Consider the following 25,193-nt stretch of genomic DNA (forward strand, 5'->3'; position numbering starts at 1 on the left):
GAGCAGGATTCTACGATGACCACGATCATTCCACGCTGGGAGTGGCGAACTTTCGGTCGCCGGTTCGGCATTGCGGAGACCCGGTTCGCTGGGCTGCAACCGACGGCTGTCCAGGACAGCGACGAGCTTTATCTGCTCGCCAGTAGCGCCGACAACGTCAAGATCCGGGACGCCTTGATGGACATCAAGGTGCTGCGCGAGGTCGCCCCGGACGGTCTGGAGCGCTGGGAGCCGGTGATGAAGCAGGGCTTCCCCCTGGCGGCGGCCGACATGCGAAACGTGATCGCCGCGCTCAATCTGCCAGCGCCCCCGCTCGAGCGGGATGCCTATACGCTCGACCAGTTCCTCGCTGAGCTGGTCGTGCCAAGCGGCGCGCTGCGTCCGCTGACCGTCCACAAGCACCGGGTGCGCTATAAGGTCGGCGGCTGTACTGCAGAAGTCACCGAGATCACGGCGGAGGGCAAGGCCACGCGGTCGATTGCAATCGAGTCGGAGGATGCCGCCGCGGTCATCGCGGCGGTCGCATCGGTCGGTCTCGCCGATTACTGCAACATGAGCTATACCCGCGGCTTGCGGGCCTTGCTGGATGCGGCGCCAGAGCGGTATGCGGTGATCGACGCAGGCACGAACTCAATCAAGTTCCACATCGCCGAGCGTGCTGCCGACGGCAGCATGTGCACGGTGGTCGATCGGGCCGAAATGACGCGCCTCGGTGAGGGGCTCGAGGAAAGTGGCGAGATCGGGCACGACGCAATCGAGCGAACCGTGAGAGCGATTGAGAAGATGGTTGAGGAGGCGAAGCAGAACGGCGTCCTGGCGATCGCGGCCGTGGGCACGGCCGGTTTGCGCATGGCGCGCAACGGGGCCACCGTGATCGCGACGATCCGCGCGCGCACCGGGGTAGCGATCGAAGTCATCTCCGGTGAGGAGGAAGGTCGTCTGGCCTATCTTGCCGTAAAGGCTGGGCTGGAGCTCCCCGAGGGCTCGCTGGTCGTGTTCGACACCGGCGGTGGCAGTTCGCAGTTCACTTTCGGCCGTGGGGCGCGCGTCGACGAGCGCTTCAGCGTCGACGTGGGAGCGGTTCGTTACACCGAACGCTTCGGGCTCGACAACGTCGTCTCCCCCGAGGTGCTCGGTGACGCACTTGCCGCCATCGCCGCGGATCTGGCGCGAATCGAGGGGCGGCCGGCGCCCGACCTGCTCGTGGCGATGGGGGGCGCGATCACCAACCTCGCCGCCGTGAAGCATGCTCTGAAGACCTACGATCCTGACATCGTGCAGGGCACTGTCCTCGATCGCGCCGAGATCGATCGCCAGATCGAACTGTACCGCTCCCGCAGTGCAGCGGAGCGTCGTACGATCGTCGGCCTTCAGCCGAAACGCGCGGATGTCATCCTGGCTGGTGCCTGCATCGTCAGGACCGTGATGGACAAGCTCCGCCAGGACGCACTGCGGGTCAGCGATCGCGGCCTGCGACATGGCCTGCTCGTCGAGCGTTTCGGCAATTGACCTGTCCCGATTCGGCGCGGATGGCCGGCGGGCTCCTCGAGTCTCGGGCGTGGATCTCGGTACCATCGGCTGCGACAGCATCACGCTGGTTGGGGTTAACGTCTCCACGATCAACCAGAGCGACTTTGTAATGGGAACCTGACCTCCTGCGTGAGGACAGGAAATCCGCCACGGCGACACTTGGTGTCGCCGTGGCTCTTTTCCTTGCCGGGATTGGCTCGACTCCGCGATTCCCGTCTCACGGCAAACGCGGCGTCAGTCTACTTTCCTGCGGTACAGGGAAGGGGAACCCAAGCACGGGGAATTTGCCGCGCACACGATTCTGAGCTTGGCATTTATGGGTGCAGTTTGTGGACGGTGGAGCCACTTCCACGGAGTCTTCACCCAGCACTCCACCCATTCGACCGCCGCTGGCAACCCGCCAGACTGAGACACCGCCGAATTGGCTGACACGCGTGGCAACTTGAGTACTGTCTCGCCCAACAAACCTGGGCGACAGGTCATTGGCGAAGTTGACGCGTGGCGTCACCGGCACTGGCGCACAGCTGGGGTTGAAGTTCGGAGGGGTGCACAGCGGAAGGCTCACGTTTCTGAAGTTGGGGTTGTCGAAGTAGAAAATTCCATCTGCCAATACGTGGGTGAAGTCAGTGGTCAAACCATCAGCTCGCTCCGGCTCCATCTGGAATATCCCGCCCTGAGCACAGTCCTTGGCTTGAATCTTCATCCCGACGCCGGGGCCACTCCTCGCCAGTAGGACGTCCGGGCCATCCAGCTCAAGCGCCAGGTTCCCGTTCAGCGTCACACCCTGAAGATCAGGCGTTTTGCTGGCGAAGATTGTCGTCGGTACACCACCCGTCATGTCCTGGGGATTGGGCGCGCCCGTCAACGTGTAGTTGCGAATACCAAGAGTGGCGGCATCCACCTCAAACACTACGAACTTGCCTCGAACGAGAAAACTGGAACCCAGACCACCTGCGGGGATTGTGGTTTCGGTGAGTCCACTGACAGGACCTCCCGGAAGCTCGACAGTGAAACCGCCTCCTTCGCAACCCTCATCCTTTGCGGCTTGAGCGTGTTCGACGATAAGTCCCGACGAGAGGGAGACAACGGCAATCAAACTGGCTCGCGCCAGCAGGGACTTAGTGAAGGCACATGGAGCCTCCGTGGCCGGCAACTTCAAGTGGCTGTTCATGATGTGATCCTCGTGCACACATGGGAACGCCAACCAGTCCATACCTGTCTGCTCTGCGGGAGCAGGCAGCTAACCAGCACGATTAATACCCCCACAAGAAGAGGCAACTGCGGTTCCGCACCATCCTTCCAAACCAGTCAGCACTGTCTGTTGCGCGGGAATTTTTCCCACGCAATGAGGCTAGTTCCGACCCCTCTGCTGTCAACGACCGAATGTCGGTGAGAAGTAGTTGTCATTAGTCATGAATTCGCTCGAAAGCGGACGGATCGCGTCGCTTGCCTCGACGAAAAGTTGGCATTCCGTAATTGCCCCTCCTCCCAGGCAACAACTAAACTCCGCTGCATGAAAGGCCAGCTCCGGCTCCTCCTTATCTTTCTAATCAGCCTGACGCTTCCCCTGAGCGGGATGGCGGGCATCGAGGCGCCGACCGAACCCTGCCCGATGCAGGCCGCCGGCATGACCATGATGGCCGACATGGATATGGACTGCTGCCAGGACCACGGCAAGATGGCCGAGCATGGCAAGAAGGCCTGCAAGCCGGGCCAGGAATGCAAGACCGGCAGCATGCTCCAGGTTTCGATCATGAAACCACCGGTCACCCTGACCGGCCCCGTGCTCGCCGAGACTCACCCAGTAGCCGTTCCCGACCGCTCCCCCGCCGACCTCTGGCGACCTCCCTGCGCCTGATTCCTCTCCCTGTCTGAACTCCCACCTGCATCGTTTGCGACTGCGGGCGGGCACGCGCCTATGCGCTGAATATTCAGAGGAATCGTCAGATGACTTCCTTGAGTCCTTGCCTCGGGCTGCCTGTTGCGGCCGCCCTGGCAATGATGCTGTTTGCCGTGCCGAGCCACGGTGCTTCGCTGTCGCTGGACGACGCGTTGCAATTGGCAGAGCGCAATGCACCGTCCCTGGTCGCTCAAGCGGCCAAGCTGGACGCGGCAAAAAATGCCGCGATACCTGCCGGCGAACTGCCGGACCCCAAGCTCGCCCTGGGCATGCAGAACGTTCCCATCGAGGGCGAAGACCGCTGGAGCCTGGATCGCGACTTCATGACCATGCAGATGGTCGGGGTCATGCAGGAAATGCCCAACCGCGACAAGCGCCAGGCCCGCACGGAAGTGGCCGAAGCCGCCGTCGATCGCGCCGAGGCCGAACGCCGCGTCGTACGCCTGAAAGTACGTCAAGCCGCCGCGCTGGCCTGGATCAGTCGCCACACCGTGGAACGCAAGCAGGCACTGTTCGAGGCGTTTTTCCGGGAAAACCGTCTGCTGGCCGCCACCGTAAGGGCGCAGATCGCCGGGGGACGGGCATCGGCCGCCGACTCGGTCACGGCCAAGCAGGAGGCGGCCGACCTGGCTGAGCGTCAGGATGAACTGGCCACTCAGCAAGCCACAGCCCGCGCCGCCCTGCGCCGCTGGATCGGGCCCGCCGCCGACGAGCCGCTGGCCGGCGACCTGCCAACCTGGCCGATTGCCCCCGCAGGCTATGCCCACAAGCTGCAAGTGCATCCCGAGCTGACAGCCTTCGCGCCGATTACCCGCGAAGCGGAGGCCAAGGTACGTGAGGCCGAGGCGGAGAAGCAGTCCGATTGGAGCTGGGAGGTCGATTACCAGCGCCGTGGTCGCGAGTTCGGCGACATGGTTAGCGTGCAGTTCACCTTCGACCTGCCGCTGTTTCCCGGCTCGCGGCAGAACCCCAAGATCGCTGCCCGACATGCCGAACTCAATCAGTTGGAGGCCGAGCGCGAGGCGCTCGTCCGAGAGCATGCCGAGCAACTGGAGGCGGACCTGGCCGAGTATCAGCGCCTGGACCGTGCCGTCCGTCGCAGCCAGAACAGCCTGCTACCCCTGGCCCAGGAAAAGGTCGACCTGACCACGGCCAGTTACCGCGCCGGTACAGGCGAGCTGGCCACCGTGATCGCAGCCCGCCGTGAACAGATCGACGCGCGCCTCAAGCAGGTCGATCTCGAAGGCCAGCGTGCCCTGACCAGCGCCAAGCTCTACTTCACTTACGGGGAAACTCACCCATGACCACGCGTATCTGGAGCGGACTGGCACTGGCAGGTCTGTCCCTGGCCCTGGGGGCTGCTAGTGGTTACTGGTTCGCGCAACGCCCCATGACTGCGATGCCGACGACCAGCACCAAGGCCGAATCCGTGCCGCAGGGCGGGCGCAAAGTGCTGTACTGGTACGACCCGATGTACCCGCAGCAGAAGTTCGACAAACCGGGCAAGTCGCCCTTCATGGACATGGAGTTGGTGCCGCAGTATGCCGACGCTGCCGACAGCGCCGCCATCAGCATCGACCCCAGCCTCACGCAAAACCTGGGCCTGCGCCTGGCCACCGTCAGCCGTGGCCCGCTGGCCAACAGTCTGGAAGTGGTTGGCGTGCTCGCCTTCAATGAACGCGAAGTCGCCGTGGTGCAGACCCGCGCAGCCGGCTTCGTCGAGCGCGTCTATGCTCGTGCACCGGGAGACGTGCTACAGGCCGGGGCGCCACTGGTTGACCTGCTGATACCGGACTGGGCCGCCGCTCAGGAAGAGTTCCTCGCGCTCAAGCACAGCGGTGATGCCGAGCTGCTGGCTGCGGCCCGACAGCGTCTGCGCCTGCTCGGTATGCCGGCGGCGCTGATTCGCCAAGTGGAACGCAGCGGCAAGGCGCAAGCAGTCCTGACCCTGGCCAGCCCCATCAGCGGTGTTGTTCAGGAACTCAACGTGCGCACCGGCATGACGGTGGCAGAAAGCGCCACTCTGGCCCGGATCAACGGTCTGAGTAGCGTCTGGCTTAGCCTGGCGGTACCGGAATCCGAAGCTGGGGCCATCGCCCAGGGCCAATCGGTCGAAGCCCGCCTGCCGGCCTTTCCCGGTGAAGCCCTTACCGGGACTGTCGATGCCATCCTGCCGGAAACCAATCCGGACAGCCGCACACTACGGGTGCGAGTGGAACTGCCCAACCCGGACGCTCGCCTGCGGCCCGGCATGACCGCACAGGTCCGTCTGGACCGGTCCACGTCACAGAGCGTCCTTTGGCTGCCCAGCGAAGCCGTCATTCGTACCGGCCGGCGCGCCCTGGTCATGCTCGCCGAAGACGGTGGGCGTTACCGGCCGGTGGAGGTCCGCCTCGGGCCGGAAAGCGCCGGCAAGACGGTGGTGACCCAAGGGCTCACGGAAGGCCAACAGGTGGTCGCCTCCGGGCAGTTCCTTCTCGATTCCGAAGCCAGCCTCAAAGGGCTGACCGCTGCTGAGATCGAGGCGCCAATGACTGAAGCGCCGATCAGCCTGCATGAAGCCGAAGGTCAGGTCATGGCCATCGACAAGGCCGGGGTGACCCTGGCCCACGGGCCGTTCAAGACGCTGGGTATGCCCGGCATGACCATGACCTTCCCGCTGGCCGACCCGGCCCTGATGGTCGGCATCAAGGCCGGCGACAAAGTGCGCGTGGCCGTGCGCCAGACCGACGAGGGACTGCTGGTCGAGCGCCTGGAAAAACTCGGAGGCCAGCCATGATCGTCGCATTGATCCGCTGGTCGGTGGCCAACCGCTTTTTGGTCATACTGGCCACCCTGCTCGCGACTGCCTGGGGCGTCTGGTCCGTGCAGAGCACGCCGATCGACGCGTTGCCGGACCTCTCCGACGTCCAGGTGATCATCCGCACGCCGTATCCGGGCCAAGCCCCGCAGATCGTCGAGAACCAGGTCACCTACCCGCTGGCTACCACCATGCTTTCGGTACCGGGCGCGAAGACGGTGCGCGGCTACTCCTTCTTCGGTGACAGCTTCGTCTATGTGATCTTCGAGGATGGTACTGACCTGTACTGGGCCCGCTCTCGGGTGCTGGAGTACCTCAGCCAGGTTCAGAGCCGGCTGCCGAGCACAGCCAAACCGGCCCTGGGACCAGACGCCACCGGAGTCGGCTGGATTTACCAGTACGCCTTGGTAGATCGCACTGGCGGACACGACCTGGCGCAACTACGCGCCCTGCAGGACTGGTTCCTCAAGTTCGAGCTGAAGACCCTGCCCAATGTCGCCGAAGTGGCGACCGTGGGCGGCATGGTCAAGCAGTATCAGGTGCAACTCGATCCGGTACGGCTGGCCAGCCTGGGGATCACCCAGGACGCTGTGATCGAAGCCATCGGCAAAGCTAATCAGGAAGCTGGCGGCGCCGTGCTGGCGATGGCCGAAGCCGAGTACATGGTGCGTGCCTCCGGGTACCTGAAGACTCTGGACGATTTCCGTGCGGTGCCGCTCAAGCTCGGTATTGGTGGCGTGCCGGTCACCCTCGGCGACGTGGCAACCATCCAACAGGGGCCGGAGATGCGCCGGGGCATCAGCGAGCTCGATGGTGAGGGTGAGACCGTTGGCGGCGTGGTGATTTTGCGCAGCGGCAAGAACGCGCGCGAGACCATCACGGCAGTCAAGGCCAAGCTGGGCGAACTACAGAAGAGCCTGCCGGCTGGGGTGGAGATCGTCACTACCTATGACCGCAGCCAGCTGATTGATCGCGCAGTGGAGAACCTCAGCCACAAGCTGCTCGAAGAGTTCATCGTGGTGGCGCTGGTCTGCGCGGTATTCCTCTGGCATCTGCGTTCCTCTCTGGTGGCGATCATTTCCCTGCCGATCGGCGTGCTGATCGCCTTCGTCGTCATGCGCTACCAGGGCATCAATGCCAACATCATGTCCTTGGGTGGGATCGCCATCGCCATCGGCGCCATGGTCGACGCCGCCGTGGTGATGATCGAGAACGCCCACAAGAAAATCGAGGCCTGGCATACCGCTCACCCCGATGAGACGTTGAAGGGCGAGCACCACTGGCACGTGATGACCGAGGCCGCCGCCGAAGTCGGACCGGCGTTGTTTTTCTGCCTGTTGATCATCACCCTGTCGTTCATTCCGGTGTTCACCCTGGAAGCCCAGGAGGGCCGCTTGTTCGGCCCGCTGGCCTTCACCAAGACCTATGCGATGGCGGCCGCCGCCGGGCTGTCGGTGACCCTGGTACCGGTACTGATGGGCTACTGGATTCGCGGGCATATCCCCAAGGAGGAGCAAAACCCGCTGAACCGCTGGCTGATTCGACTCTACCAACCTGCACTGGACTGGGTGCTGCGCCATCCCAAGCTAACCATGACAGCCGCCTTGCTCATCTTCTTGAGCGCGCTGTGGCCGATCTCGCGACTGGGCGGCGAGTTCCTCCCACCACTGGACGAGGGTGACCTTCTCTACATGCCTTCGGCACTGCCTGGACTGTCGGCGCAGAAGGCCAGCCAGTTGCTGCAAATCACCGATCGCCTCATCAAGACGGTGCCTGAAGTCGAGCACGTCTTCGGCAAGGCCGGACGCGCCGAAACCGCGACCGACCCGGCGCCCCTGGAGATGTTCGAAACCACCATCCAGTTCAAGCCACGCGAGCAGTGGCGGACCGGCATGAGCCCGGAAAAGCTGGTGGAAGAACTGGACCGGGTGGTGAAGGTCCCGGGGCTGACCAATATCTGGATACCGCCGATACGCAACCGCATCGACATGCTCGCCACCGGCATCAAGAGCCCCATCGGGGTCAAGGTCGCTGGCTCCAACCTCGCGGAGATCGACGCGGCCACACAAGCCGTCGAGCGCGCAGCCAAAACGGTGCCGGGCGTCAGCTCGGCGCTGGCCGAACGCCTGACCGGGGGACGCTACATCGATGTCGACATCAATCGCCAGGACGCCGCGCGCTACGGATTGAACATCGCCGATGTGCAGTCGATCGTTGCCGGCGCCATCGGCGGCGAGACCATTGGTGAAACCGTCGAGGGCCTGGCACGCTTTCCGATCAACGTGCGCTATCCACGGGAGTGGCGCGATTCACCCGGCGCCCTGGAGCAACTGCCGATTTATACACCCCAGGGACTTCAGATCACGCTAGGGTCCGTGGCGCGCATCCGGGTCAGCGATGGCCCGCCCATGCTGAAAAGCGAGAATGCACGGCCGTCCGGCTGGGTCTACATCGACGTGCGTGGTCGGGATATCGCCTCGGTGGTGGCCGATCTGCGCCGGGTTGTGAGCGAGCAGGTCAAGCTGCAACCAGGCATGAGTCTCGCCTACTCGGGCCAGTTCGAGTTTCTCGAACGGGCCAACGCGCGCCTCAAGCTGGTGGTACCGGCCACTCTGCTGATCATTTTCGTGCTGCTCTACCTGACCTTCGCCCGATTCGACGAAGCCTTGCTGATCATGGCCACGCTGCCGTTCGCGCTTACCGGTGGCGTGTGGTTTCTCTACCTGCTCGATTACAACCTGTCGGTGGCCACCGGCGTCGGTTTCATCGCCCTGGCCGGGGTCGCCGCCGAGTTCGGCGTGATCATGTTGCTCTACCTGAAGAATGCCTGGGCTGGGCGCCAGGACAATGGCGACACGACCGAGCGTGGCTTGCTTGCCGCAATTCGCGAAGGCGCCGTGCAACGCGTACGACCCAAAGCCATGACAGTGGCAGTGATCATCGCCGGTCTGCTGCCAATCCTCTGGGGCAGCGGCACCGGCAGCGAGATCATGAGCCGCATCGCCGCCCCCATGGTCGGCGGCATGGTCACCGCGCCTCTACTGTCCCTATTCGTACTGCCGGCCGCCTACCGACTGATGCGGCGCCGCCACCTTTCTGCTGTATCCACTATCCGCCAAGGAGAAGCTGTATGAAGACTACCCTGATTGCCCTCGCCAGCCTGTTCGCTGCCCTGTCCTCCGCTGCACAGGCCGAGGACATGCCCAACATGAACATGGATGCCAAGCCCACGGCAGGAATGCCGCAGCAGCATGCAGCGGAGGCTCCAGTTGCCCAGGCCACCGGAACGGTCAAAGCCATCGACAACCAGAAGCAGATCGTGACCCTCGCCCACAGCGCCGTGCCATCCCTTCAGTGGCCGCCGATGACCATGGGCTTCAAGGCCACAACCGACCAGCTCAAGGGGCTGAAGGTTGGCGACCGAGTGACCTTCGAATTCCGGGCTAACGGTATGAATGCGACGATTGTGTCGATCAAGCCGGCTCAGGAGTAACGGCAAGAACAGCAGGGGACGATGTGTCCGCAAGGGATGTCGACCCCGCCTCAGACGCAACCTAAGCGCTTTCGCTGCCATCCGAATCCGTTGTCAAAAAGGGAAAGGCTGCACCTGGCCGGAAACTGCCCCACCGTGAACGGCAGCTATCGGCCGCCGGCGGGAGGTGGCAGAACCGGCAATTTTTGTCGGTGGACACGAACGACGCCTCGCTTAGCTCGCCAGAGTCTGGCGCGGGATGCCTCAGCTTGCGGCCCCGGGGTTCATTGCGAGCTAAAACGAGCGGACTGCAACGGAAAATGCGGCCGAAGCCACGACACAAAAGGAGGGATATACGTCATTTAGGTCAGAAGCCCGTCAGCGTAGATTTGCTTCCGAACCCGGTACCCCGCCGGTTAAAGGAAACTGCCATGAACTCTCGCACCCACCAAGGCACCGCGCTGGTAACTGGCGCATCTTCTGGCATTGGCGCTGTTTACGCCGAGCGGCTTGCCCGCGCAGGCTACGACCTGATCCTGGTTGCTCGCCGCGCCGAAAAGCTTCGCGAACTGGCGCGCACGATTACCACCCGCAGCGGCCGCTCAGTCGAGACCATCGCAGCCGATCTCACCGACGCTGACGATCTGGCCCGTGTCGAGGGCGTCCTTCGAACCGATGCCAGTATCACCCTGCTCGTCAACAATGCCGGCATCGGCGCAACCGGCCCGCTACTGCAATCGAATGTGGCGGACATGGAGCAGATGATCGCGCTCAACGTGAAGGTGCTGACTCGTCTGGCCTACGCCGCCGCGCCCGCGTTTGTTGCGCGCGGAACCGGCACGATCATCAACATCGCCTCAATCGTCGCTCTGGCGCCGGAGTTGCTGAATGGTGTTTACGGCGGCAGCAAGGCATACGTCCTGGCGTTTTCCCAGTCCCTTCAGCACGAGCTGGCGGACAAGGGTGTGCGGGTTCAAGTGGTCCTGCCAGGCGCAACAGAAACCGACTTCTGGAACGTCGCGGGGCTCCCGGTCAGTCATTTGCCGCCAGAGATTGTCATGCCGGTAGACGCACTGGTTGATGCCGCGCTGGCGGGCCTGGCGCAGGGGGAGATTGTCACCATTCCGGCGCTGGCTGAGCTGGATGACTGGACAACGCTCGAGAACGCGCGCAAGGCGCTTTCACCGCAGCTGTCCCGCTCCGTCCCGGCACCGCGATATCTCGATGCCGGATCGATGGCAGACGACTGAACAGCGGCCCGGAGAGGCGGACGGCGCCAATCCGCCAACCCGGCTCCGATCACATACCGCTTTCCAAATCCTGAATTGCTACTGCATCTCGCAGTGCTACCCCGCGGCCACGCCGCACCCCACCTGGAGAAAATGTAATGCCTGACAAAACCGTCCGTAACAAGAGCATTGGACTGATGAGCGTCGCGCTGGCCGGGATCGTTCTGAGTGGATCGGCTTTTGCCGTACAACAGCTGCCGCAAGGCTACATGCTTGCCGCATCGCACACCGGAGCCGAAGGGAAGTGTGGTGAAGGTAAGTGCGGTGGCACGGAAACCAAGACACAGGCAAAGACTGCCGAAGGAAAGTGCGGTGAAGGTCAGTGCGGTGATGCGATCTTCAACGCGATCGATACTGACGATGATGCGCGAATCTCGCAGGCCGAGTTCCTCGTCGTTGAGCCGAAGGGGCAAGCCGTGTTCGCGAAGAAGGACACCAACACCGACGGGTACATTGATGAAATGGAGTCGTACCTGAGCGTCAAGGCGGCCTATAACGAAAACGGCAAGGAACTGCCCGATGGCCTGTTCTCTACCAAGGAGTGAGCCATTCACTTCATCGGCATGCGCCCCTGCTTTACGCAGGGGCGTTTTTTTATGGCTACCGCCCTGCCCGCCCGTATGCTGGGCCGGCGGACGACAGTGTCCTTAAACGAGGTATATACGACATTTAAGACGCTGCGCGGTGTGAGTAGATTCTAGTCGCGAAGGAACCATCCCTCGTCTCAATCCAACCTACCGCGAGGCTCACATACTTATGGGCACTGACACTGGAACATCACCTGATGGGTTCCACGAGCTGGGTGTTGCTACTGCGGCCGCCGCCATCCGTAGAGGCGACATTTCGTCAGAATCCTATGCGGCGGCGCTACTTCGGCGGGCGCGCGCCTTCTCTGGCCTGAGCGCCTTTATCACGATCGATGAAACCGCGGTGCTTGCCGCAGCGAGAGCTTCTGATACCGCTCGCGCTGCTGGTTCTACCGCGCCGTTGCTGGGCGTTCCGGTTGCGGTGAAGGACAGCTATCTGACCCAAGGTCTGCGGACCACGCTCGGCATCCGCAATCTGGAGAACTTCGTGCCAGATCGAGACGCAGAGGTCGTTAGAGCGATCAAGGATGCCGGGGGCATAGTGTTCGGCAAGAACAATCTTGTGGAAATGTCATATGGCTTGACCGGACACAACAGCCACTTCGGTCAGGCGAAAAATCCGCACAATCCCAAACACGTGACCGGAGGCTCTTCGAGTGGCGCGGGAGCATCGGTAGGCGCTCAAATCGTTCCTGCGGCACTTGGCGGCGACACCGTTGGCTCTATCCGAGTGCCGGCGTCGCTTTGTGGTGTCGTGGGATTCAAGCCCAGCCCAGGGCGATGGTCCGGTGATGGGGTTGCTCCCATCTCCCATACGCTCGATACCACTGGTGTCTTCGCGCGCACAGTCGAGGATTGCGCAGTGATCGATCAGGTCGTCACGAAAACCACCGCGACATTTCAGGGTAACTGGGCGGACCTCAGCGGAATCCGACTGGCTTATGCGCCCCGGCAACATCTTGATCATATCGACCATGAAGTGGAGGCACATTTCAGGGAGACGATTCGTCGGCTGCGTGACGCCGGTGCGGAAGTCGTCGAAGTAGACCTCGGTGAAGATTTCCTCACCTTGACCGAAAGGTCGACGTGGGGTGTTTTCCTCCATGAAACGATGGACTCGGTCGCAGGCTTCCTTCGAAAGAATCGGATGCCGAGTTCATTCGAAGATATCTACCAGGAGTTGAAGTCTGGCCTGAAAGAAACCTGGGGCCACCTTGTATTGCCCAGTGGTGCTGGATTTATTTCCCATGAGACCTATCAGGCCGCGCTTGATCATGATCGCCCGGAAATCCAGAGCCGATTCAACAGGGCATTTTCCAGGCATGGGGCTCAGGCGCTCCTCATGCCAACCACACCTTGCCCTGCCCCCACCATTGAGCAACAGACGAAGTTCACGGTCGCTGGGCAGGAGGTCAACGACCTGGCTCTCGCGCGGCATACCGTCGCGGCCAGCATCGCAGGATTGCCGGGCATCAGTATTCCGATGGGGATGTCCAGCAACGGGCTTCCTCTGGGACTGGAAATGGACGGCAAGAATGGTGACGACCAAAACCTCCTTGTATTGGCTCGTCGGGTGGAGGCGGCAATAGGTTTGGTGGCGCGCTCGGTTTGAACGCTCGGACATGCATCACGTGTGTGAACGGGGCTGACAGTTAATCATGGCCCGGGCCTGAGCGGTCCGGGCCGGCTATTCATCGCGCAAGCGCGAATTGCGTCGCAGAACCTGCGGGGGCTGCCCGAATGCACGCAAGAATGCGCGGCGCATTCGCTCGGTATCGATAAAGCCGGTTTCGGCGGCGACTTCATCCATTGAATGACGGCTTTGCTCCACCATCACCCTCGCCGCCTCCAGACGAAGGTGTTCGACAGCTTTGGCGGGCGATTGCCCGGTTTCGGCGCGAAAGGCTCGACTGAACTGCCTTGGACTCAGGTGCGCAGCCGTTGCTAGTTCCTCGACGGTAAGCGGGGCGCGCAGATTCTGGCGGGCGTGTGCCAGTGCACGTTGGATGCGATCGGATTTGGCGTCCAACCCCAACAGCGCCGAGTGCTGAGACTGTCCGCCGGCGCGTCGATGATAGACGACCAAGTCCTGGGCAACCTTGCGGGACAATTCCGGGCCAAAATCCTTCTCGATCATGCCCAGCGCCAAATCAATGCTGGCGCTCATCCCGGCGGAGGTCCAGACGGGACCATCGATGATGAAAATCCGATCGTCCTCTACCAGTGCGTGCGGAAACTGCTTCTGAAGGTCGCGCGCATGAAACCAGTGCGTGGTGACTCGTCGACCATCGAGCAATCCGGCTTCACCCAGTATGAAGGCCCCCGTGCAGACTGATGCAGTGCGCCGGGTGGTCTCGGATGCCCTACGCAGCTGCTTGATCAAACCAGCCGGAGAGGGTGCCGGATGCATCACCCCAGTGACGATCAGCGTGTCCACCTTGCTCCTCGACAGCCGACTGGTTTCAACAGCAAAACCAAACGAGTTGGGAACTGCGCCACCGCTCTCCGAAAGGAGTCGGATGCCATACAACGGCTCGTCCGCCGCGCCGTTGGCGAGCTCGAATGCTGACACGGCTGCCAATCCCATGATTTGGAAGCCGTGGGGCAAAACAAAACCAATCGTAATCATGGGACCAACCTCTGCGACCTGATACGCGCTATACCGGCATTTCAGGACATGGTCAATTATCTTGCATCCCACTCCGTCCCCAGAGAGAACGCCGATCCCTTGATTAGCCAAGAGGTCACCCAAGCGGACTGGACCATGAAGGTCGAGGTCTGTGTGGGTAAGGCGGGCTCCGATTCGGTAACCGAGGCGCCCGCGATCTTTCCTACTGCACGTTAGCGGTGACCGAGGCCGTTCCGTTTAGCGTGAATGTGCAGGTTTTCCTTTTGTTGCCGCCGCTCGAGCACGCACCGGACCAAATGACATCGCGACTGTTCGAGGCGCTCAGTGTGATCGCCGTCCCCGTGGTAAAGGACGCAGAGCCGCTGTTGCCGACGGTGACGCTGATGCCGGCCGGGCTCGACAAGACCCGCTCGCCGCTGCGGCCGGTCGCTGTCACGCTCAGCGCGGCTGTTTGCGCCGAAGAGGTCACGGTCAGCGTTGCGCTGCGGGCGGTCCCAGCGAAGGTGCCACCGATGGTCACGGGTGTCGCCGTGGTGACCAACGCCGTGTTGACGATGAACGACGCGCTAGTGGCGCCAGCCGCCACGGTGACGCTCGCGGGAACCGTGGCCGCGCTCGGATTGCTGCTCGACAGTGTCACAAGTGCGCCGCCCGAGGGCGCGGCGCCTGTCAGCGTTGCAGTTCCCTGCGCGTTGCTGCCGCCCACAACGAGGGTCGGGCTGACTGTGATCGCCGAAAGCGCCAAGGCTGGCGCCGGGGCCTGCGGCGTGAAGCGCCGCGTGGCGGAGAACGGACCAAAGAGGCCGTCCGAGTTCCGCCCCCTCACCCTCCACCACAAGCTTTGCGCTGGCAGGCCGCCGACACTCGCCTGCGAGACGTTGACGATCTGGCTGGCCCTCAAGGGCGCTGCGATGGTCGAGGAATCGTCCACCTGGATCTCATAGCTCGTCGCGTTTGCCACGTCGGTCCAGTCGAAGGCCACGGGTTGCGCCGGCGTCGCGCCGGCGGCGGGAAGGAGCAGCGTCGGCGCCGCGGGCGTTGGAGGGGGTGTCACGCCAGTCGCATTGATCAATACCCGCAGGCCGGGGAAGGCGCCCGATTGGCCCAGCACGATGTCTGCTTTGTTGTCGTTGTTGATATCCGCTGAAATGATGGCAGCACCGCCAGCGCTCGATCCTGGGGCCGGTACCAGGTAGGCCACCCGTGGTTGAAACGTGCCGTCGCCGTTGCCGTTCCGTATGTTCATCAGACCTTGGTTGCCATTAGCCATGCTGAGCGCAAGGTCCAGGAAACCGTCACCGTTGTAGTCGCCGACGGCTTGCAGATGAGGAACATTGCCGTTCGGGTCGGTAATCAGCAAAGGCGGTTGCCGGAACGTGCCGTCGCCGTTGCCAGTCAAAATGGCCGTCCTGTTCGAGTTGAGGGCTAACGCGACTACCAGATCCTGGAATGTGTCGCCGTTGAAGTCGGCGACATCGATATCCGTTGCATCCATGCCGAGATTGTTTCCGCCGATCAGCGTGAGCGTTGGCAGCTGATTGAACGTGCCATTACCCAGCCCCAGCAGGAGACAGACTCGCGCAAGGGAGCTGGCCATTGCCAAGTCTTTGATGCCATCACGATTGAAATCACCGACAGCTATCTTCGCCGTCTCCGTCCCGATATCGACTTCGACTGCGGGTTGGAAGGTGGCGTTGCCATTGCCGAGGATCACGGTAATGGTCCGCGCGACGAGGCAAGGTGCGGCAAAGCAGGCGATTTGATGGCCGATCACGATATCGAGCCTGCCGTCGTTGTTGAGGTCAGTGGCGACGACCGCAGGCGAGTCGAACCCGGAGGTATTGGAGAAGTTCACCGCCGGGTTGAACGTACCGTCGCCCCTGCCAGTGAGCAAAGAGAGGCTGATATCCGGATCGTTGATGGTGGCGACCAGATCCAATCTCCCGTCGCCGTTGAAGTCTCCAGCCGCGATATCTTGGGACCAACTGGCTACGGGGTATTCGGCTGCCGCGCCAAAAGTCCCATCGCCATTGGCCAATTGGACCTTCGCGGACATTGCCCCTATCCCCGCCAGATCAAGCTTTCCGTCGCCATTGAAGTCGCCGACGACGTGATTGTTTCCGATGAACGGGTAGTCCGTTCGGGTGAAGCTCGGCGCCTGCGTTGAAGCGACGGCGAGAGTGCCGCCAACAAGACTCGCCCCAAGGATGAGCATCAGCAGGAACGCAAGATGGATCTGCTCCCGCGTCACAACCAGACAGGCAAATTTGGACATGAATTTATCTCCAAAGAGGCGGATGTCTTAGGCTGTCGAACGTTGTTTGCAGATTGAAAAAACAACGGCAATCCCTTCTCAGCGTAGCAGGAGTGCGGTCGACAAGAAGGTCAGCTAGAGCCCTTGAGGCAAACGAATCGTCACTTGAATCGCACAGGGTTCGTAGGTACTTGTGACCGTTGGCATGGGGTCGAAGTCGCGAGGACTTTACTGCCCTCCCGGTGGCTACCGACGTTGCTGACGCCCGTAGATGCCCCTCGGAAAATTGAGCCTTCCCCCCCCACATTTGGGCCTAGCGGTCACCATCTGCCCGGTCTATTGGTTAGCTCTACGCGTTATTGAACGAGTGTACCGGGAGTGACCAATGGTCGATGCTTGCGACTGGCCCGAGCTGCAGCGACTGGCACAGAGTCTCGTCGCCGCGCACATCTCTATGGTCGCTTTCCTGGAGGTAAACGAGGTGCCCTGGTCAGAGGCGCAGGCATTCGAATTCGCACGCCTTGCGGCTGTTCGTGCAGCTGCGCTTGACGAATACACGGCTTACTTTGAATCACAGGCGAAACGAGAACGCTTGTACGCCAGGACGGGATTGAAGTGACGGCCCGCCGGTCACCTACATACGTGCTGGTATACATACAGACCTATGCTCACCTTGTGCCCTCCCATTCAATGGGGCACTGGCCAAAGTACTTCGGCGCAGGTCTGCGCGAAGCCGGACGGCTTACCTTGCTGGAAGTACTTTCGCCGTGGTACCTGCTCGCTACCGCGGCGTTTTCTTGCCTGCGTCAGCGAACATAGTTCGTCGAGAGGAGTATCCTGAAGGCGTCCCCACAGAGGGACAAAGGCTGCGCAGGTTCTGGCAAAAGATGCCCCAAGCGCGGCTGCCCCATCGAGAACAAAAACACGACTGCCGCCATGCCCCCTCCCCATCGACATGGCGGCTTTTCTATGCCGATTCCGGTCGATCAACCAACACTCAGGGCGGGTCAGCATCAAATTCTGTGGGCATTCAGGACCACTTCAGTGGGCATCATCCTGAACGCCTCAGGGGCCGCCACGGTTGTCCCCTTTACCGTGGTGGCCTCACTGCTCATGGAGTCCTTCACGAATCTCCCAGAAGATTTCCCAGACGGCCTGATCGAGCGCTTCCGGCGTATCAAGGTCTTTGGCATTAAAGCCGGTGATGACCCAGCCCGCGTCCCCCTCTAACGGTTTCGCCACAACCGTCAGATCTCCCGTGGGGTCAGCCGAGCATTGAATCAGGCAGCGAGGCAGCACCTTGCAAAGCTTCGTTTGCAGGCTTTGTGCAATGCCCTGATTCATTAGCAGATCCTTAGTTGGCGCCCGGCCAGCAGTGGAGGACGAGTACGGCTTAACCGGTATAGCCCTCCCACCACGCTGTGCACTCTCCGTTTGTCACATCGACCAATGGCATCTAATCGCCGCCAATGACGAGAAGGCCATAGACGATTTCGCAGGCCCTCCCACTACACCCTGTCAGTCCGCCTGTCTTCGGTTGGCCGCGCTGGGCAGTGAGGGAATCTCGCAGGCGCGGCAAATTATTTCTTCCAACTCTATTGTTCCCTTCTGGCCGATTGTGTTGAAAAAGTCTCTCTGCGATTTCTGCCTGCGAAAGTAGGCGGCCTACGTTGGAATCTGAGCCATGCAGGTACTGGATTGCCTCAGATTTCGCGTAGCAACGCACCAAACAGGCATTTTTCAGCTTCGGCCAAGGGACGTGTCGCAGCTCAGCTGTGCTCGAGAATCCGTCGAGCCGGCTATTTCTGTTGCCGCCGGATCCAGAACGAGTTTTCGAGGGTACTTCGGTTATTTCGAAGAGAAGTAGCGCCTGCGCTTACTAGCATATTCCCAATCCCTACATTCAGGAGGCGCTTCGCTCTAACCTCTTTCAAGCTCTTGCCGAAGTTGGCCAATTAGCTCATCAGTAGTCTTTGGGTTACCTGCGATTAAGTAGCTCTTCGCAAGAATCGTCAGCGGGTGAACACCCATGTTCGTGGCAAGCTCTGCCAGTTTGTCGATTGTCGGACTTTTGATGCCGCGTTCGACGTCGCTAATGTAGCTCTGGCTGGCTCCTACTGCTTCCTGCGAAAGCCCCTTGCTGGTCCTAAGTTGTTTAAAGGCCAACCCGAATGCTTGCTTCAGTTCCATTTCGCCCACTCGCTAAAAGGAACGATGAAGCCTTTCGCTGCTTCATTTATCTATACTCGAAAGAGTATTATTGGTTCTTAACAGTTTTTCCGACATTCCGACGGATGTACTGGCTACGGACAGTGAGGGCAATGTATGCATGGACAACTCACCGACTGGACTCGCCACATTGCTGCCGTCTTCGCGCAACCTCCTGGTCCCCCTCAACTGCGTGCGCTGACCAACTGGCTGCAACGCCTCGGCTGTGCCGACCACTTCCTGCTCTTCATCCACGAGGGCTGTAACCCTCCGTTGCCACTGTTCGACACTGTCCCGTTGAACCTGCGACCTTTGTTCGTAGACACATACCAGGCAGAGGCCTATCAGCTGGATCCGTTCTATCTCGCCTGCCAGTTTGGACAGGCCGATGGGCTGTACAGCTTGCGTCGGCTGGCACCTGAGCGCTTCCACCTCTCTGAGTACTTTCGCACTTATTACTGCAACTTGGAGCAGTGTGATGAGCTGGGCTTCATCACGACGCTAGGTGAGCAGTGCAGGGCAGTTTTGTCGCTGACGCGGCGACAGGGCAGTGGCGTGTTCGGTGAGGAGGAGAGGAGATGGCTGCGTAGTGCGGTGCCGGTGGTGGATGAGGTGGTGCGTACGGCTTGGCAGGTGCATCGGCCGAAGAACCAGCGGGTTGTCGAAGATCTGGATGAGAGGGTTCGCAACGCGTTCGACCAGTTTGGGCAGGAGGTGTTGAGCCCGCGTGAACGTCAGGTCGCCCGCTTGGTGTTGCAGGGGTACACCAATTGCTCGATTGCGGAGTTGCTGGGCATCCAGCGAGGTACAGTGAAGGTCCACCGCAAGAACCTTTACGACAAGCTGGAGATAGGCGGCCAGGCGGGGTTGCTGGCGGTGTTTATCAGGGAGCTCAAGGGCGGGTAATCACCCCGACCCCGTTGACTGCGCTGGCCCAGGAAGAACCGAGCTAGATTCCGCTGATGGCAGCGTCTTGCAGATATCGTAGCCGCCATCCAGTGTAACGAAGCCGTGATCGAGGGGGCAGCAGCTGAGGGAGGTATGTACTTGTTCAAAATTGGGGACAGATTTATTTCTTCTCCTCTAAACAGCTGCCCCCCTGACGGCAGCCTTGGATTGGTCAAGCCGGGGCCAACAGGCATGTTTGGCCGGTAGCTGCCTCTCACCAACGACAGCTTCCAGTCAGATGCAGCTGCTCTGTCAGCAAGCTACAACCCGATTACGCTTGCTCTGCACCCGGTTCAAACACGGGCGTTCGGAATGCCGCGAGCGTTTTTCTTTTCCAGGATCACCGCGGCTTCGTTGTAGGCCTTCTGGAAAGCGTCGCCACCGATCCAATTCACTGCCGTGTCTTCGTCTTCATCATGGAAGATCCCGCGGTAGACAATCAGCAACCCCATCATGAAGTCGATGGCCGACTCTTGCGATTCCTCCGCGATCACCAGCTCCAATACCGGGTATTGCAGGAATACCAAACACATCGCCAGTAGGCTGATGCCTTCGCCGGCCCTCATCGCCTGGAACAGGTCGTCAAAATGTGCCGGGTCGAAACCGTTCTCTTCGATGTCTTTGAAGTCGAAGGTGCTCAGGTCAATTTCGACATCATCGAATGGCTCGTTGACCAGCGGATTGGCTAGCAGCGGATGTACGACGTTGGCTTTGGCTTTGCCCGAGCGGTTCTGCTTGGCCTTGGCTTTGGCTCGCTGGGCACGTTTTTGCTGTTTGGTTGGGGAAGCCATGGTGGCGAGTTCCTTGTTCGAATACAGCCATGTTCATGGCCGAGGGTAATCGGGCACGAATTGTATTCAGTCCTGGTTAGGTTCGTCGGCCAAAAGGGTAGATTTTTCGTGTTCTCAACGCTTGCTTTCGGCCAAAAAAGCGCCCGCCCTGCTGCCACACTCATCACTGCGCCGGAATGGTGATCGCGGCAGATTGTTGCTCCCTTTGATCGCGATCATCGAAAAACCGAAGCTGAACAGACCTGCCGATAATCCTCGTCACCGGGAGGCCCGTGCCATGGCGCGGACTGGGCCGCCTACTTCTGCTGCTTACTGCCTCTGATGTTGCCGACAACCCCACCGGCGACGGCGCCGACCGCCGCGCCGGTCCATCCACTGCCACCGGCGATCGCGGCAATGCCGGCGCCCGCCGCGGCACCAATGGCCGCGCCGCTCATCGTCCCCTGCTGCTGGGGGCTCATCGAGGTGCAGCCGATCACGCCCGCTGCGGTGAGGAGTGCGGCAAACAATAGGGACCGTTTCATGTTCACCTCCGCTACTTGTTCTGCTGCAGACCGGGTACGACCATCTCGAACCAGATCGTCTCGATGACGGGCCGTTTCATGCGGTCGGGATTGGCGGCGTACCACTGGTTGAGCCCTTCGCGCACGCTGTCGAGCGTGTGGCCCTTCAGGCCCCTGCCGAAACGGGGAATCAGGCTCTGCTCATCGGACGGCGGTTTGGCTGCGTGGTAGGCCGCCTCCACCTGGAACGCGTTGGCAATACCGATGAGATAGGCTTTCTTGAGTTCCGGCGATGACTGCATCCATTGCTCGCCGGTAATCATGGGCACTTCGTCAGCCCCCCAAGCCGTCGCCAGGGTCACGCTCAGCGCCAATGCCAGCATGCCCATTCGAACTGTCTTCATCGTCTCCTCTCCTCGTCAGGCTGAACCTCACGTCGTGGCACGGCCTCCCTGCCCGACCGCTGACAGGGAGGCCGTATCGATGACTCAGTAAGTGTAGGTGGCGGGATGCAAATCGCCGCAGCCCGGATCGGCTTCAGCCTGCCACGCCCTCAGGACGTGGTTTTCCGCACGGCGTCCAAAGCTTGAAGCAGCCTCGCCAACGCGTTTGTTGGCGTTTGACCTTGGCGGGTTATGCAATGGAACGCTGCCCTGTACGCCAGTCGCTGCGGCGCGATCGGACGGAGCATTGCGCGGGCGACCCAGATGTCGGCGTAGTGCGTCGGTAGATAGCCGATGCAGGTGCCGGACGCTATCAAGGTGGCAATCGCTTCCATTGAAAATGCGCTCACGCAATGGCCAAAACGCAAGTCGTAAGGCCTGCGGCTTTCGAGCATGTAGCCGCGATCCACATAGTCTGCGGTTTCGATTTCCTGATTGCTGAGGTGTTCATCCGGGCGTTCGAAGAACGCATGCCCGCGCCCGCAATACAGGTTCTGTTCCTCTTCGAACAACGACCGATAGTGCAGGCCCGATAGCTGGTGGTTGAAACAACCGATTGCCAGGTGCAGACGCCCTTCGAGCACCGCCTGCTCAAGTTCATCGGCGCGCAATATCTGCAGGTCTATCCGCGTGCGCGGCGACGCTTTGCGGAACAGATTGAGGGCCCGCGGTAGCGGTGCCTCGGGATGTGAAAGCAGGTTATCGGCGCTGCCGATTTGCAGGAATTCCGGGTACTGCTCATTCAGCATCACCACCCGCTGGTGAAAGCGATCGATGTCGGCATACAGCTCCTGCGCAGCAGCGTAGGTCTGCGCGCCTTGCTCGGTCAGCTGGAAACCGCCCTTGCCGCGTCGGCACAGGGAGTAGCCAAGGCGAACTTCCAGTTCTCGAACCAGCGTACTCAGGCGTGGCAGGCTGGTATTCAAGCGCACCTGCGCGGCGGTAAAACCGCCGGCTTCGACGACCGAACAAAAGATGCGCAGCCTGCGCAGATCCACGTCTGAAAGGTTGGTCAGCATGAAGACCTCCGATACACATTCTCGACCGCCATGAGGGTGGGTCTTATACCAGCTATTTTGCCCGCCGTTTTATCTGCCCGGTTGCTCTCCAACTGTCCCCCACCTCCCCCCTGCAGTACCTGAATGCAGCGCATGACAACGGCTCGCTTTAGTTGCGTTTTCGAGTAAGTCAGCTTCTGCGTTTGAGGATTTACCGGCCATTTCCTTGTTCCGATACTCGCGGCACTCCTGGGCGGCGATCGTTTCAGGCGCTGAACACCACAGCAGCGGCCCACGCGAGCGCTACACCACCAACAAAAAGAATTAATCTTTGACGGAGTGCGGCATGGCATCTCAATCCAATAGCGAGTCAGGCAGACCCACAATCGAAGCCCGCTCAATCGACTATGTACCGCGGGCAGAAAGACACGGGAAAGTCTGGCACCAGGGCCCCTTCTGGTTCAGCGGCAACTTCGTGTTTCTCACCCTGATGGTCGGCTTTGTTGGCCCGAGCATGGGGCTGAGCATCCTCTGGAGCGTTCTGGCCGTTGTCGCAGGCGCTGGTTTCGGCACGCTGTTCATGGCCCTCCACGCCAATCAGGGGCCGAAGATGGGCTTGCCACAGATGATTCAGTCGCGGGCACAGTTCGGCAGCCGCGGCGCCATCGTTCCCTTTGCCGCGACGCTCTTCGTTTACGTGGGTTTCATCGTGTTCGGCGTCATTCTGGTGACCCAGGCGCTGCAATTGGTGCTGCCCGGTTCGAAGTGGTTCTGGTACCCGACGCTGATCGCCGTGAGCATCGTTATCGCGGTGTTCGGATATGACCTGCTGCACTTCGTGCAGCGCTGGCTGAGCTATCTGCTGATCGCCATATTCGGCATCGTCACCATCATGGCCGTCACTGCGCTTCCTGCGGCCACCCCGGCACCGGTAGAGGCCGGGTGGAATACCACCGCGTTCCTGGTGCAGCTGTCGCTGGCCGCTGGCTACAACATCAGCTACTCGGTCTATGTCTCCGACTACTCGCGCTACCTTCCCGAACACTCGTCCAGCTCCAAGCTGATCTCCTGGACTTATCTGGGCGCTGCAGCTTCCGCTGCCTGGCTGATGTCGCTGGGGGCGGTGCTTGCCAGCTACATACCCGGCGCCGATGGCATTGTTTCGCTGGTGCAAACCGGTGACTACTTCTTCAAAGGTTTCGGCACCGTTGCCGTGCTGGTAGGCGCCGTTGCGCAGTTGTCGGTGACCGGCATCAACTGTTATGGCGCGATGCTGACTGGCATCAGTGCGGTTGATGGCTTCCGCCCTGTGCGCCCGACCATCCGACTGCGGGTGACAGGCCTGACAGTTGTCGGCGTGGTGTCGCTGTGTGTTGCCCTCACCTTACCCGAAGCCTATATGGCCAGCTTCAACGGTTTTGTACTGCTGATGCTGTACTTCCTGATCCCCTGGACGGCGGTCAACCTCGTCGACTTCTACGCAATCCGCAAAGGCGAATATGCCATCGCCGAAATCTTCAACCCGCACGGTGTGTACGGACGTTGGGCCTGGCGCGGGGTGTTCGCTTATGCGGTCGGCTTCGTGGCGATGATTCCATTCTTCTCCATTCCGTTCTTCGTCGGCCCTGCAGCTGAGGCGCTGGGGGGCGCAGATATCGCGTTCATTCCCGGGCTGCTGATTGCGGGCGGTTTGTACTACCTGCTGGCACGCAATCTCGAGCGTTCGGCGGAAGTTACCGCGCAACGCCAAAGCCAGACGCTGCTTGAAAAGGTTTCCGGTTAGACGTTTTGACCTCCAGGTTCCGGCTGCTGCACAAGCGAGCAGGCGCGCAACGCAACCAACTTAATTAAGGTATTTGGAATGACCAGCAATAGAGAAAAAACTGTCGCCATCGTGCAAATGCCCGCAGCGGTACTGGATTCCGCCGAGTCAATGCGCAGGGCAGCCGAGCATATTCGTTACGCCGCGCGTATGGGCGCAGAGCTCGTGGTGTTCCCTGAAACCTGGCTCAGCTGCTATCCGGCCTGGGTGTTTGGCATGGCCGGCTGGGACGATGCGCAAGCGAAGTCCTGGTATGCAAAGCTGTTGGCCGACAGCCCGGCTATCGGAGCGCCTGACGCCATGGACGATGACCTGGCGGTACTCCGCGAGGCCGCACGTTCCAACGAAGTCACCGTAGTGATGGGCATGAACGAGCGCTCCCGTCAGCACGGCGGCTCGCTCTACAACTCGCTTGTCACCATTGGTCCTGATGGCGTGATCCTGAATGTGCACCGCAAGCTGACCCCCACACATACCGAACGCACGGTATGGGCCGCCGGTGATGCCGCCGGACTGAAGGTAGTCGAAACCGAAGTTGGCCGTATCGGGGGCTTGGTTTGCTGGGAGCACTGGCACCCGCTGGCACGCCAGGCGTTGCACGCGCAAGACGAGCAGATTCACGTGGCGGCCTGGCCAGACATCCCGGAGATGCACCATATCGCCGCCCGGTCATATGCCTTCGAGGGCCGCTGCTTCGTGCTCTGCGCAGGGCAATACCTGTCCACCGATGATGTCCCGGCTGAATTGCTGGCGGCCTATCGCCGCGGCGTCGGGCGCGAGGCGCCAGAAGCGGGCCTGCTGTTCAATGGCGGCTCGGGTGTGATCGGGCCTGACGGCTCCTGGGTAACGAGCCCACTGTTCGGTGAGCCAGGCATTGTGCTGGGCAAGATCGACCTCTCGCAGATCGACGCCCAGCGCCATGACCTGGACGTGGTCGGGCACTACTCGCGTGCGGATGTCTTCGAGCTCTCGATCGATCGGCGCATGCGCAACGGTGTGAACATGTGCGACGCCTGATT

At 61.2% G+C, this 25,193-nt stretch carries 22 protein-coding genes; 13 read left to right on the forward strand and 9 right to left on the reverse strand.

The features are described from left to right. The first annotated feature begins 15 nt into the window (after positions 1-15). Positions 16-1,509 carry a Ppx/GppA phosphatase family protein gene (locus tag DM872_RS10440; RefSeq protein ID WP_179059424.1) on the forward strand — a complete coding sequence of 498 codons (1,494 nt, stop codon included), beginning with the start codon at positions 16-18 and terminating at the stop codon, positions 1,507-1,509. 238 nt (positions 1,510-1,747) lie between these two features. Here the strand turns inward: DM872_RS10440 and DM872_RS10445 are convergent, their stop codons facing one another. Next, positions 1,748-2,701 (reverse strand): hypothetical protein, encoded by a 954-nt coding sequence (locus DM872_RS10445; RefSeq protein WP_218649220.1) that lies wholly within the window; start codon positions 2,699-2,701, stop codon positions 1,748-1,750. Between the two features lie 342 nt (positions 2,702-3,043). Between DM872_RS10445 and DM872_RS10450 the strand changes: the two genes are divergently transcribed. The 8 genes from DM872_RS10450 (at position 3,044) to DM872_RS10485 (ending at position 13,190) form a co-directional block, all read left to right on the forward strand. Further along, entirely contained in the window at positions 3,044-3,388 is a 345-nt protein-coding gene (locus tag DM872_RS10450; protein ID WP_179059425.1) for a hypothetical protein, read from the forward strand. Positions 3,389-3,477: 89 nt separating this feature from the next. Beyond that, positions 3,478-4,734, forward strand: coding sequence for a TolC family protein (locus DM872_RS10455; protein WP_179059426.1), 1,257 nt, complete (start codon positions 3,478-3,480; stop codon positions 4,732-4,734). Continuing rightward, complete coding sequence (locus DM872_RS10460) at positions 4,731-6,209, forward strand: efflux RND transporter periplasmic adaptor subunit (protein WP_179059427.1); 1,479 nt, start codon at positions 4,731-4,733, stop codon at positions 6,207-6,209. The genes DM872_RS10455 and DM872_RS10460 overlap by 4 nt, the downstream gene beginning before the upstream one ends. Beyond that, positions 6,206-9,364: an efflux RND transporter permease subunit gene (locus tag DM872_RS10465; protein ID WP_179059428.1), complete on the forward strand. Its 3,159-nt coding sequence runs from the start codon at positions 6,206-6,208 to the stop codon at positions 9,362-9,364. The genes DM872_RS10460 and DM872_RS10465 overlap by 4 nt, the downstream gene beginning before the upstream one ends. After that, entirely contained in the window at positions 9,361-9,723 is a 363-nt protein-coding gene (locus tag DM872_RS10470) for a copper-binding protein (RefSeq protein WP_179059429.1), read from the forward strand. Before DM872_RS10465 ends, DM872_RS10470 begins: the two co-directional genes overlap by 4 nt. Before the next feature lie 410 nt (positions 9,724-10,133). Beyond that, a complete protein-coding gene (locus DM872_RS10475) occupies positions 10,134-10,952 on the forward strand; it encodes an SDR family NAD(P)-dependent oxidoreductase (RefSeq protein WP_179059430.1) in 819 nt (272 codons plus the stop codon). 137 nt (positions 10,953-11,089) lie between these two features. Then, positions 11,090-11,536, forward strand: a complete 447-nt coding sequence (locus tag DM872_RS10480) for an HvfA family oxazolone/thioamide-modified RiPP metallophore (protein ID WP_179059431.1) — start codon at positions 11,090-11,092, stop codon at positions 11,534-11,536. Between the two features lie 211 nt (positions 11,537-11,747). Further along, the gene (locus DM872_RS10485) at positions 11,748-13,190 is read left to right on the forward strand and encodes an amidase family protein (RefSeq protein ID WP_179059432.1); all 1,443 of its coding nucleotides are present in this window, start codon (positions 11,748-11,750) and stop codon (positions 13,188-13,190) included. Positions 13,191-13,265: 75 nt separating this feature from the next. On the opposite strand, the gene DM872_RS10490 is transcribed toward DM872_RS10485, so the two are convergent. Beyond that, a complete protein-coding gene (locus tag DM872_RS10490; RefSeq protein WP_179059433.1) occupies positions 13,266-14,207 on the reverse strand; it encodes a GlxA family transcriptional regulator in 942 nt (313 codons plus the stop codon). A 202-nt stretch (positions 14,208-14,409) separates the two neighbouring features. Beyond that, positions 14,410-16,482 (reverse strand): FG-GAP repeat domain-containing protein, encoded by a 2,073-nt coding sequence (locus DM872_RS10495; protein ID WP_179059434.1) that lies wholly within the window; start codon positions 16,480-16,482, stop codon positions 14,410-14,412. A 364-nt stretch (positions 16,483-16,846) separates the two neighbouring features. On the opposite strand from DM872_RS10495, the gene DM872_RS10500 reads away from it, so the two are divergent. Beyond that, positions 16,847-17,080, forward strand: a complete 234-nt coding sequence (locus DM872_RS10500; RefSeq protein ID WP_179059435.1) for a hypothetical protein — start codon at positions 16,847-16,849, stop codon at positions 17,078-17,080. 485 nt (positions 17,081-17,565) lie between these two features. Here DM872_RS10500 and DM872_RS10505 read toward each other — a convergent pair whose 3' ends face one another. Together DM872_RS10505 and DM872_RS10510 are read right to left on the reverse strand one after the other, a co-directional pair. Continuing rightward, positions 17,566-17,805 carry a hypothetical protein gene (locus tag DM872_RS10505; RefSeq protein WP_179059436.1) on the reverse strand — a complete coding sequence of 80 codons (240 nt, stop codon included), beginning with the start codon at positions 17,803-17,805 and terminating at the stop codon, positions 17,566-17,568. A 576-nt stretch (positions 17,806-18,381) separates the two neighbouring features. Beyond that, positions 18,382-18,651 (reverse strand): helix-turn-helix domain-containing protein, encoded by a 270-nt coding sequence (locus DM872_RS10510; protein ID WP_179059437.1) that lies wholly within the window; start codon positions 18,649-18,651, stop codon positions 18,382-18,384. Between the two features lie 135 nt (positions 18,652-18,786). On the opposite strand from DM872_RS10510, the gene DM872_RS10515 reads away from it, so the two are divergent. Further along, positions 18,787-19,575, forward strand: a complete 789-nt coding sequence (locus tag DM872_RS10515; protein ID WP_179059438.1) for a helix-turn-helix transcriptional regulator — start codon at positions 18,787-18,789, stop codon at positions 19,573-19,575. 335 nt (positions 19,576-19,910) lie between these two features. Here the strand turns inward: DM872_RS10515 and DM872_RS10520 are convergent, their stop codons facing one another. The 4 genes from DM872_RS10520 to DM872_RS10535 form a co-directional block, all read right to left on the reverse strand. Further along, entirely contained in the window at positions 19,911-20,408 is a 498-nt protein-coding gene (locus DM872_RS10520; protein ID WP_179059439.1) for a hypothetical protein, read from the reverse strand. A 296-nt stretch (positions 20,409-20,704) separates the two neighbouring features. Then, entirely contained in the window at positions 20,705-20,932 is a 228-nt protein-coding gene (locus DM872_RS10525; RefSeq protein WP_179059440.1) for a YMGG-like glycine zipper-containing protein, read from the reverse strand. Between the two features lie 11 nt (positions 20,933-20,943). After that, a complete protein-coding gene (locus tag DM872_RS10530; RefSeq protein WP_179059441.1) occupies positions 20,944-21,315 on the reverse strand; it encodes a hypothetical protein in 372 nt (123 codons plus the stop codon). A gap of 149 nt (positions 21,316-21,464) precedes the next feature. Continuing rightward, positions 21,465-22,373 (reverse strand): LysR family transcriptional regulator, encoded by a 909-nt coding sequence (locus tag DM872_RS10535; RefSeq protein WP_179059442.1) that lies wholly within the window; start codon positions 22,371-22,373, stop codon positions 21,465-21,467. Positions 22,374-22,698: 325 nt separating this feature from the next. Between DM872_RS10535 and DM872_RS10540 the strand changes: the two genes are divergently transcribed. Both DM872_RS10540 and DM872_RS10545 read left to right on the forward strand, forming a co-directional pair. Continuing rightward, entirely contained in the window at positions 22,699-24,135 is a 1,437-nt protein-coding gene (locus DM872_RS10540) for a purine-cytosine permease family protein (RefSeq protein WP_179059443.1), read from the forward strand. A gap of 78 nt (positions 24,136-24,213) precedes the next feature. Beyond that, positions 24,214-25,191, forward strand: a complete 978-nt coding sequence (locus DM872_RS10545) for a carbon-nitrogen hydrolase family protein (RefSeq protein ID WP_179059444.1) — start codon at positions 24,214-24,216, stop codon at positions 25,189-25,191. Positions 25,192-25,193: the final 2 nt, after the last annotated feature.

The sequence above is a fragment of the Pseudomonas taiwanensis genome, from assembly GCF_013393345.1.
Taxonomy (GTDB): Bacteria; Pseudomonadota; Gammaproteobacteria; order Pseudomonadales; family Pseudomonadaceae; genus Metapseudomonas; species Metapseudomonas resinovorans_C.

Excerpts from the sequence above, each read along its gene's own strand:
- DM872_RS10475 (WP_179059430.1), top strand. The coding sequence starts at position 10,134 with ATGAACTCTCGCACCCACCAAGGCACCGCGCTGGTAACTGGCGCATCT.
- DM872_RS10530 (WP_179059441.1), bottom strand. The coding sequence starts at position 21,315 with ATGAAGACAGTTCGAATGGGCATGCTGGCATTGGCGCTGAGCGTGACC.
- DM872_RS10510 (WP_179059437.1), bottom strand. The coding sequence starts at position 18,651 with ATGGAACTGAAGCAAGCATTCGGGTTGGCCTTTAAACAACTTAGGACC.
- DM872_RS10505 (WP_179059436.1), bottom strand. The coding sequence starts at position 17,805 with ATGAATCAGGGCATTGCACAAAGCCTGCAAACGAAGCTTTGCAAGGTG.
- DM872_RS10445 (WP_218649220.1), bottom strand. The coding sequence starts at position 2,701 with ATGAACAGCCACTTGAAGTTGCCGGCCACGGAGGCTCCATGTGCCTTC.
- DM872_RS10500 (WP_179059435.1), top strand. The coding sequence starts at position 16,847 with ATGGTCGATGCTTGCGACTGGCCCGAGCTGCAGCGACTGGCACAGAGT.
- DM872_RS10545 (WP_179059444.1), top strand. The coding sequence starts at position 24,214 with ATGACCAGCAATAGAGAAAAAACTGTCGCCATCGTGCAAATGCCCGCA.
- DM872_RS10460 (WP_179059427.1), top strand. The coding sequence starts at position 4,731 with ATGACCACGCGTATCTGGAGCGGACTGGCACTGGCAGGTCTGTCCCTG.
- DM872_RS10495 (WP_179059434.1), bottom strand. The coding sequence starts at position 16,482 with ATGTCCAAATTTGCCTGTCTGGTTGTGACGCGGGAGCAGATCCATCTT.
- DM872_RS10455 (WP_179059426.1), top strand. The coding sequence starts at position 3,478 with ATGACTTCCTTGAGTCCTTGCCTCGGGCTGCCTGTTGCGGCCGCCCTG.
- DM872_RS10485 (WP_179059432.1), top strand. The coding sequence starts at position 11,748 with ATGGGCACTGACACTGGAACATCACCTGATGGGTTCCACGAGCTGGGT.
- DM872_RS10470 (WP_179059429.1), top strand. The coding sequence starts at position 9,361 with ATGAAGACTACCCTGATTGCCCTCGCCAGCCTGTTCGCTGCCCTGTCC.
- DM872_RS10440 (WP_179059424.1), top strand. The coding sequence starts at position 16 with ATGACCACGATCATTCCACGCTGGGAGTGGCGAACTTTCGGTCGCCGG.
- DM872_RS10540 (WP_179059443.1), top strand. The coding sequence starts at position 22,699 with ATGGCATCTCAATCCAATAGCGAGTCAGGCAGACCCACAATCGAAGCC.
- DM872_RS10520 (WP_179059439.1), bottom strand. The coding sequence starts at position 20,408 with ATGGCTTCCCCAACCAAACAGCAAAAACGTGCCCAGCGAGCCAAAGCC.
- DM872_RS10480 (WP_179059431.1), top strand. The coding sequence starts at position 11,090 with ATGCCTGACAAAACCGTCCGTAACAAGAGCATTGGACTGATGAGCGTC.
- DM872_RS10465 (WP_179059428.1), top strand. The coding sequence starts at position 6,206 with ATGATCGTCGCATTGATCCGCTGGTCGGTGGCCAACCGCTTTTTGGTC.
- DM872_RS10535 (WP_179059442.1), bottom strand. The coding sequence starts at position 22,373 with ATGCTGACCAACCTTTCAGACGTGGATCTGCGCAGGCTGCGCATCTTT.
- DM872_RS10525 (WP_179059440.1), bottom strand. The coding sequence starts at position 20,932 with ATGAAACGGTCCCTATTGTTTGCCGCACTCCTCACCGCAGCGGGCGTG.
- DM872_RS10490 (WP_179059433.1), bottom strand. The coding sequence starts at position 14,207 with ATGATTACGATTGGTTTTGTTTTGCCCCACGGCTTCCAAATCATGGGA.
- DM872_RS10515 (WP_179059438.1), top strand. The coding sequence starts at position 18,787 with ATGCATGGACAACTCACCGACTGGACTCGCCACATTGCTGCCGTCTTC.
- DM872_RS10450 (WP_179059425.1), top strand. The coding sequence starts at position 3,044 with ATGAAAGGCCAGCTCCGGCTCCTCCTTATCTTTCTAATCAGCCTGACG.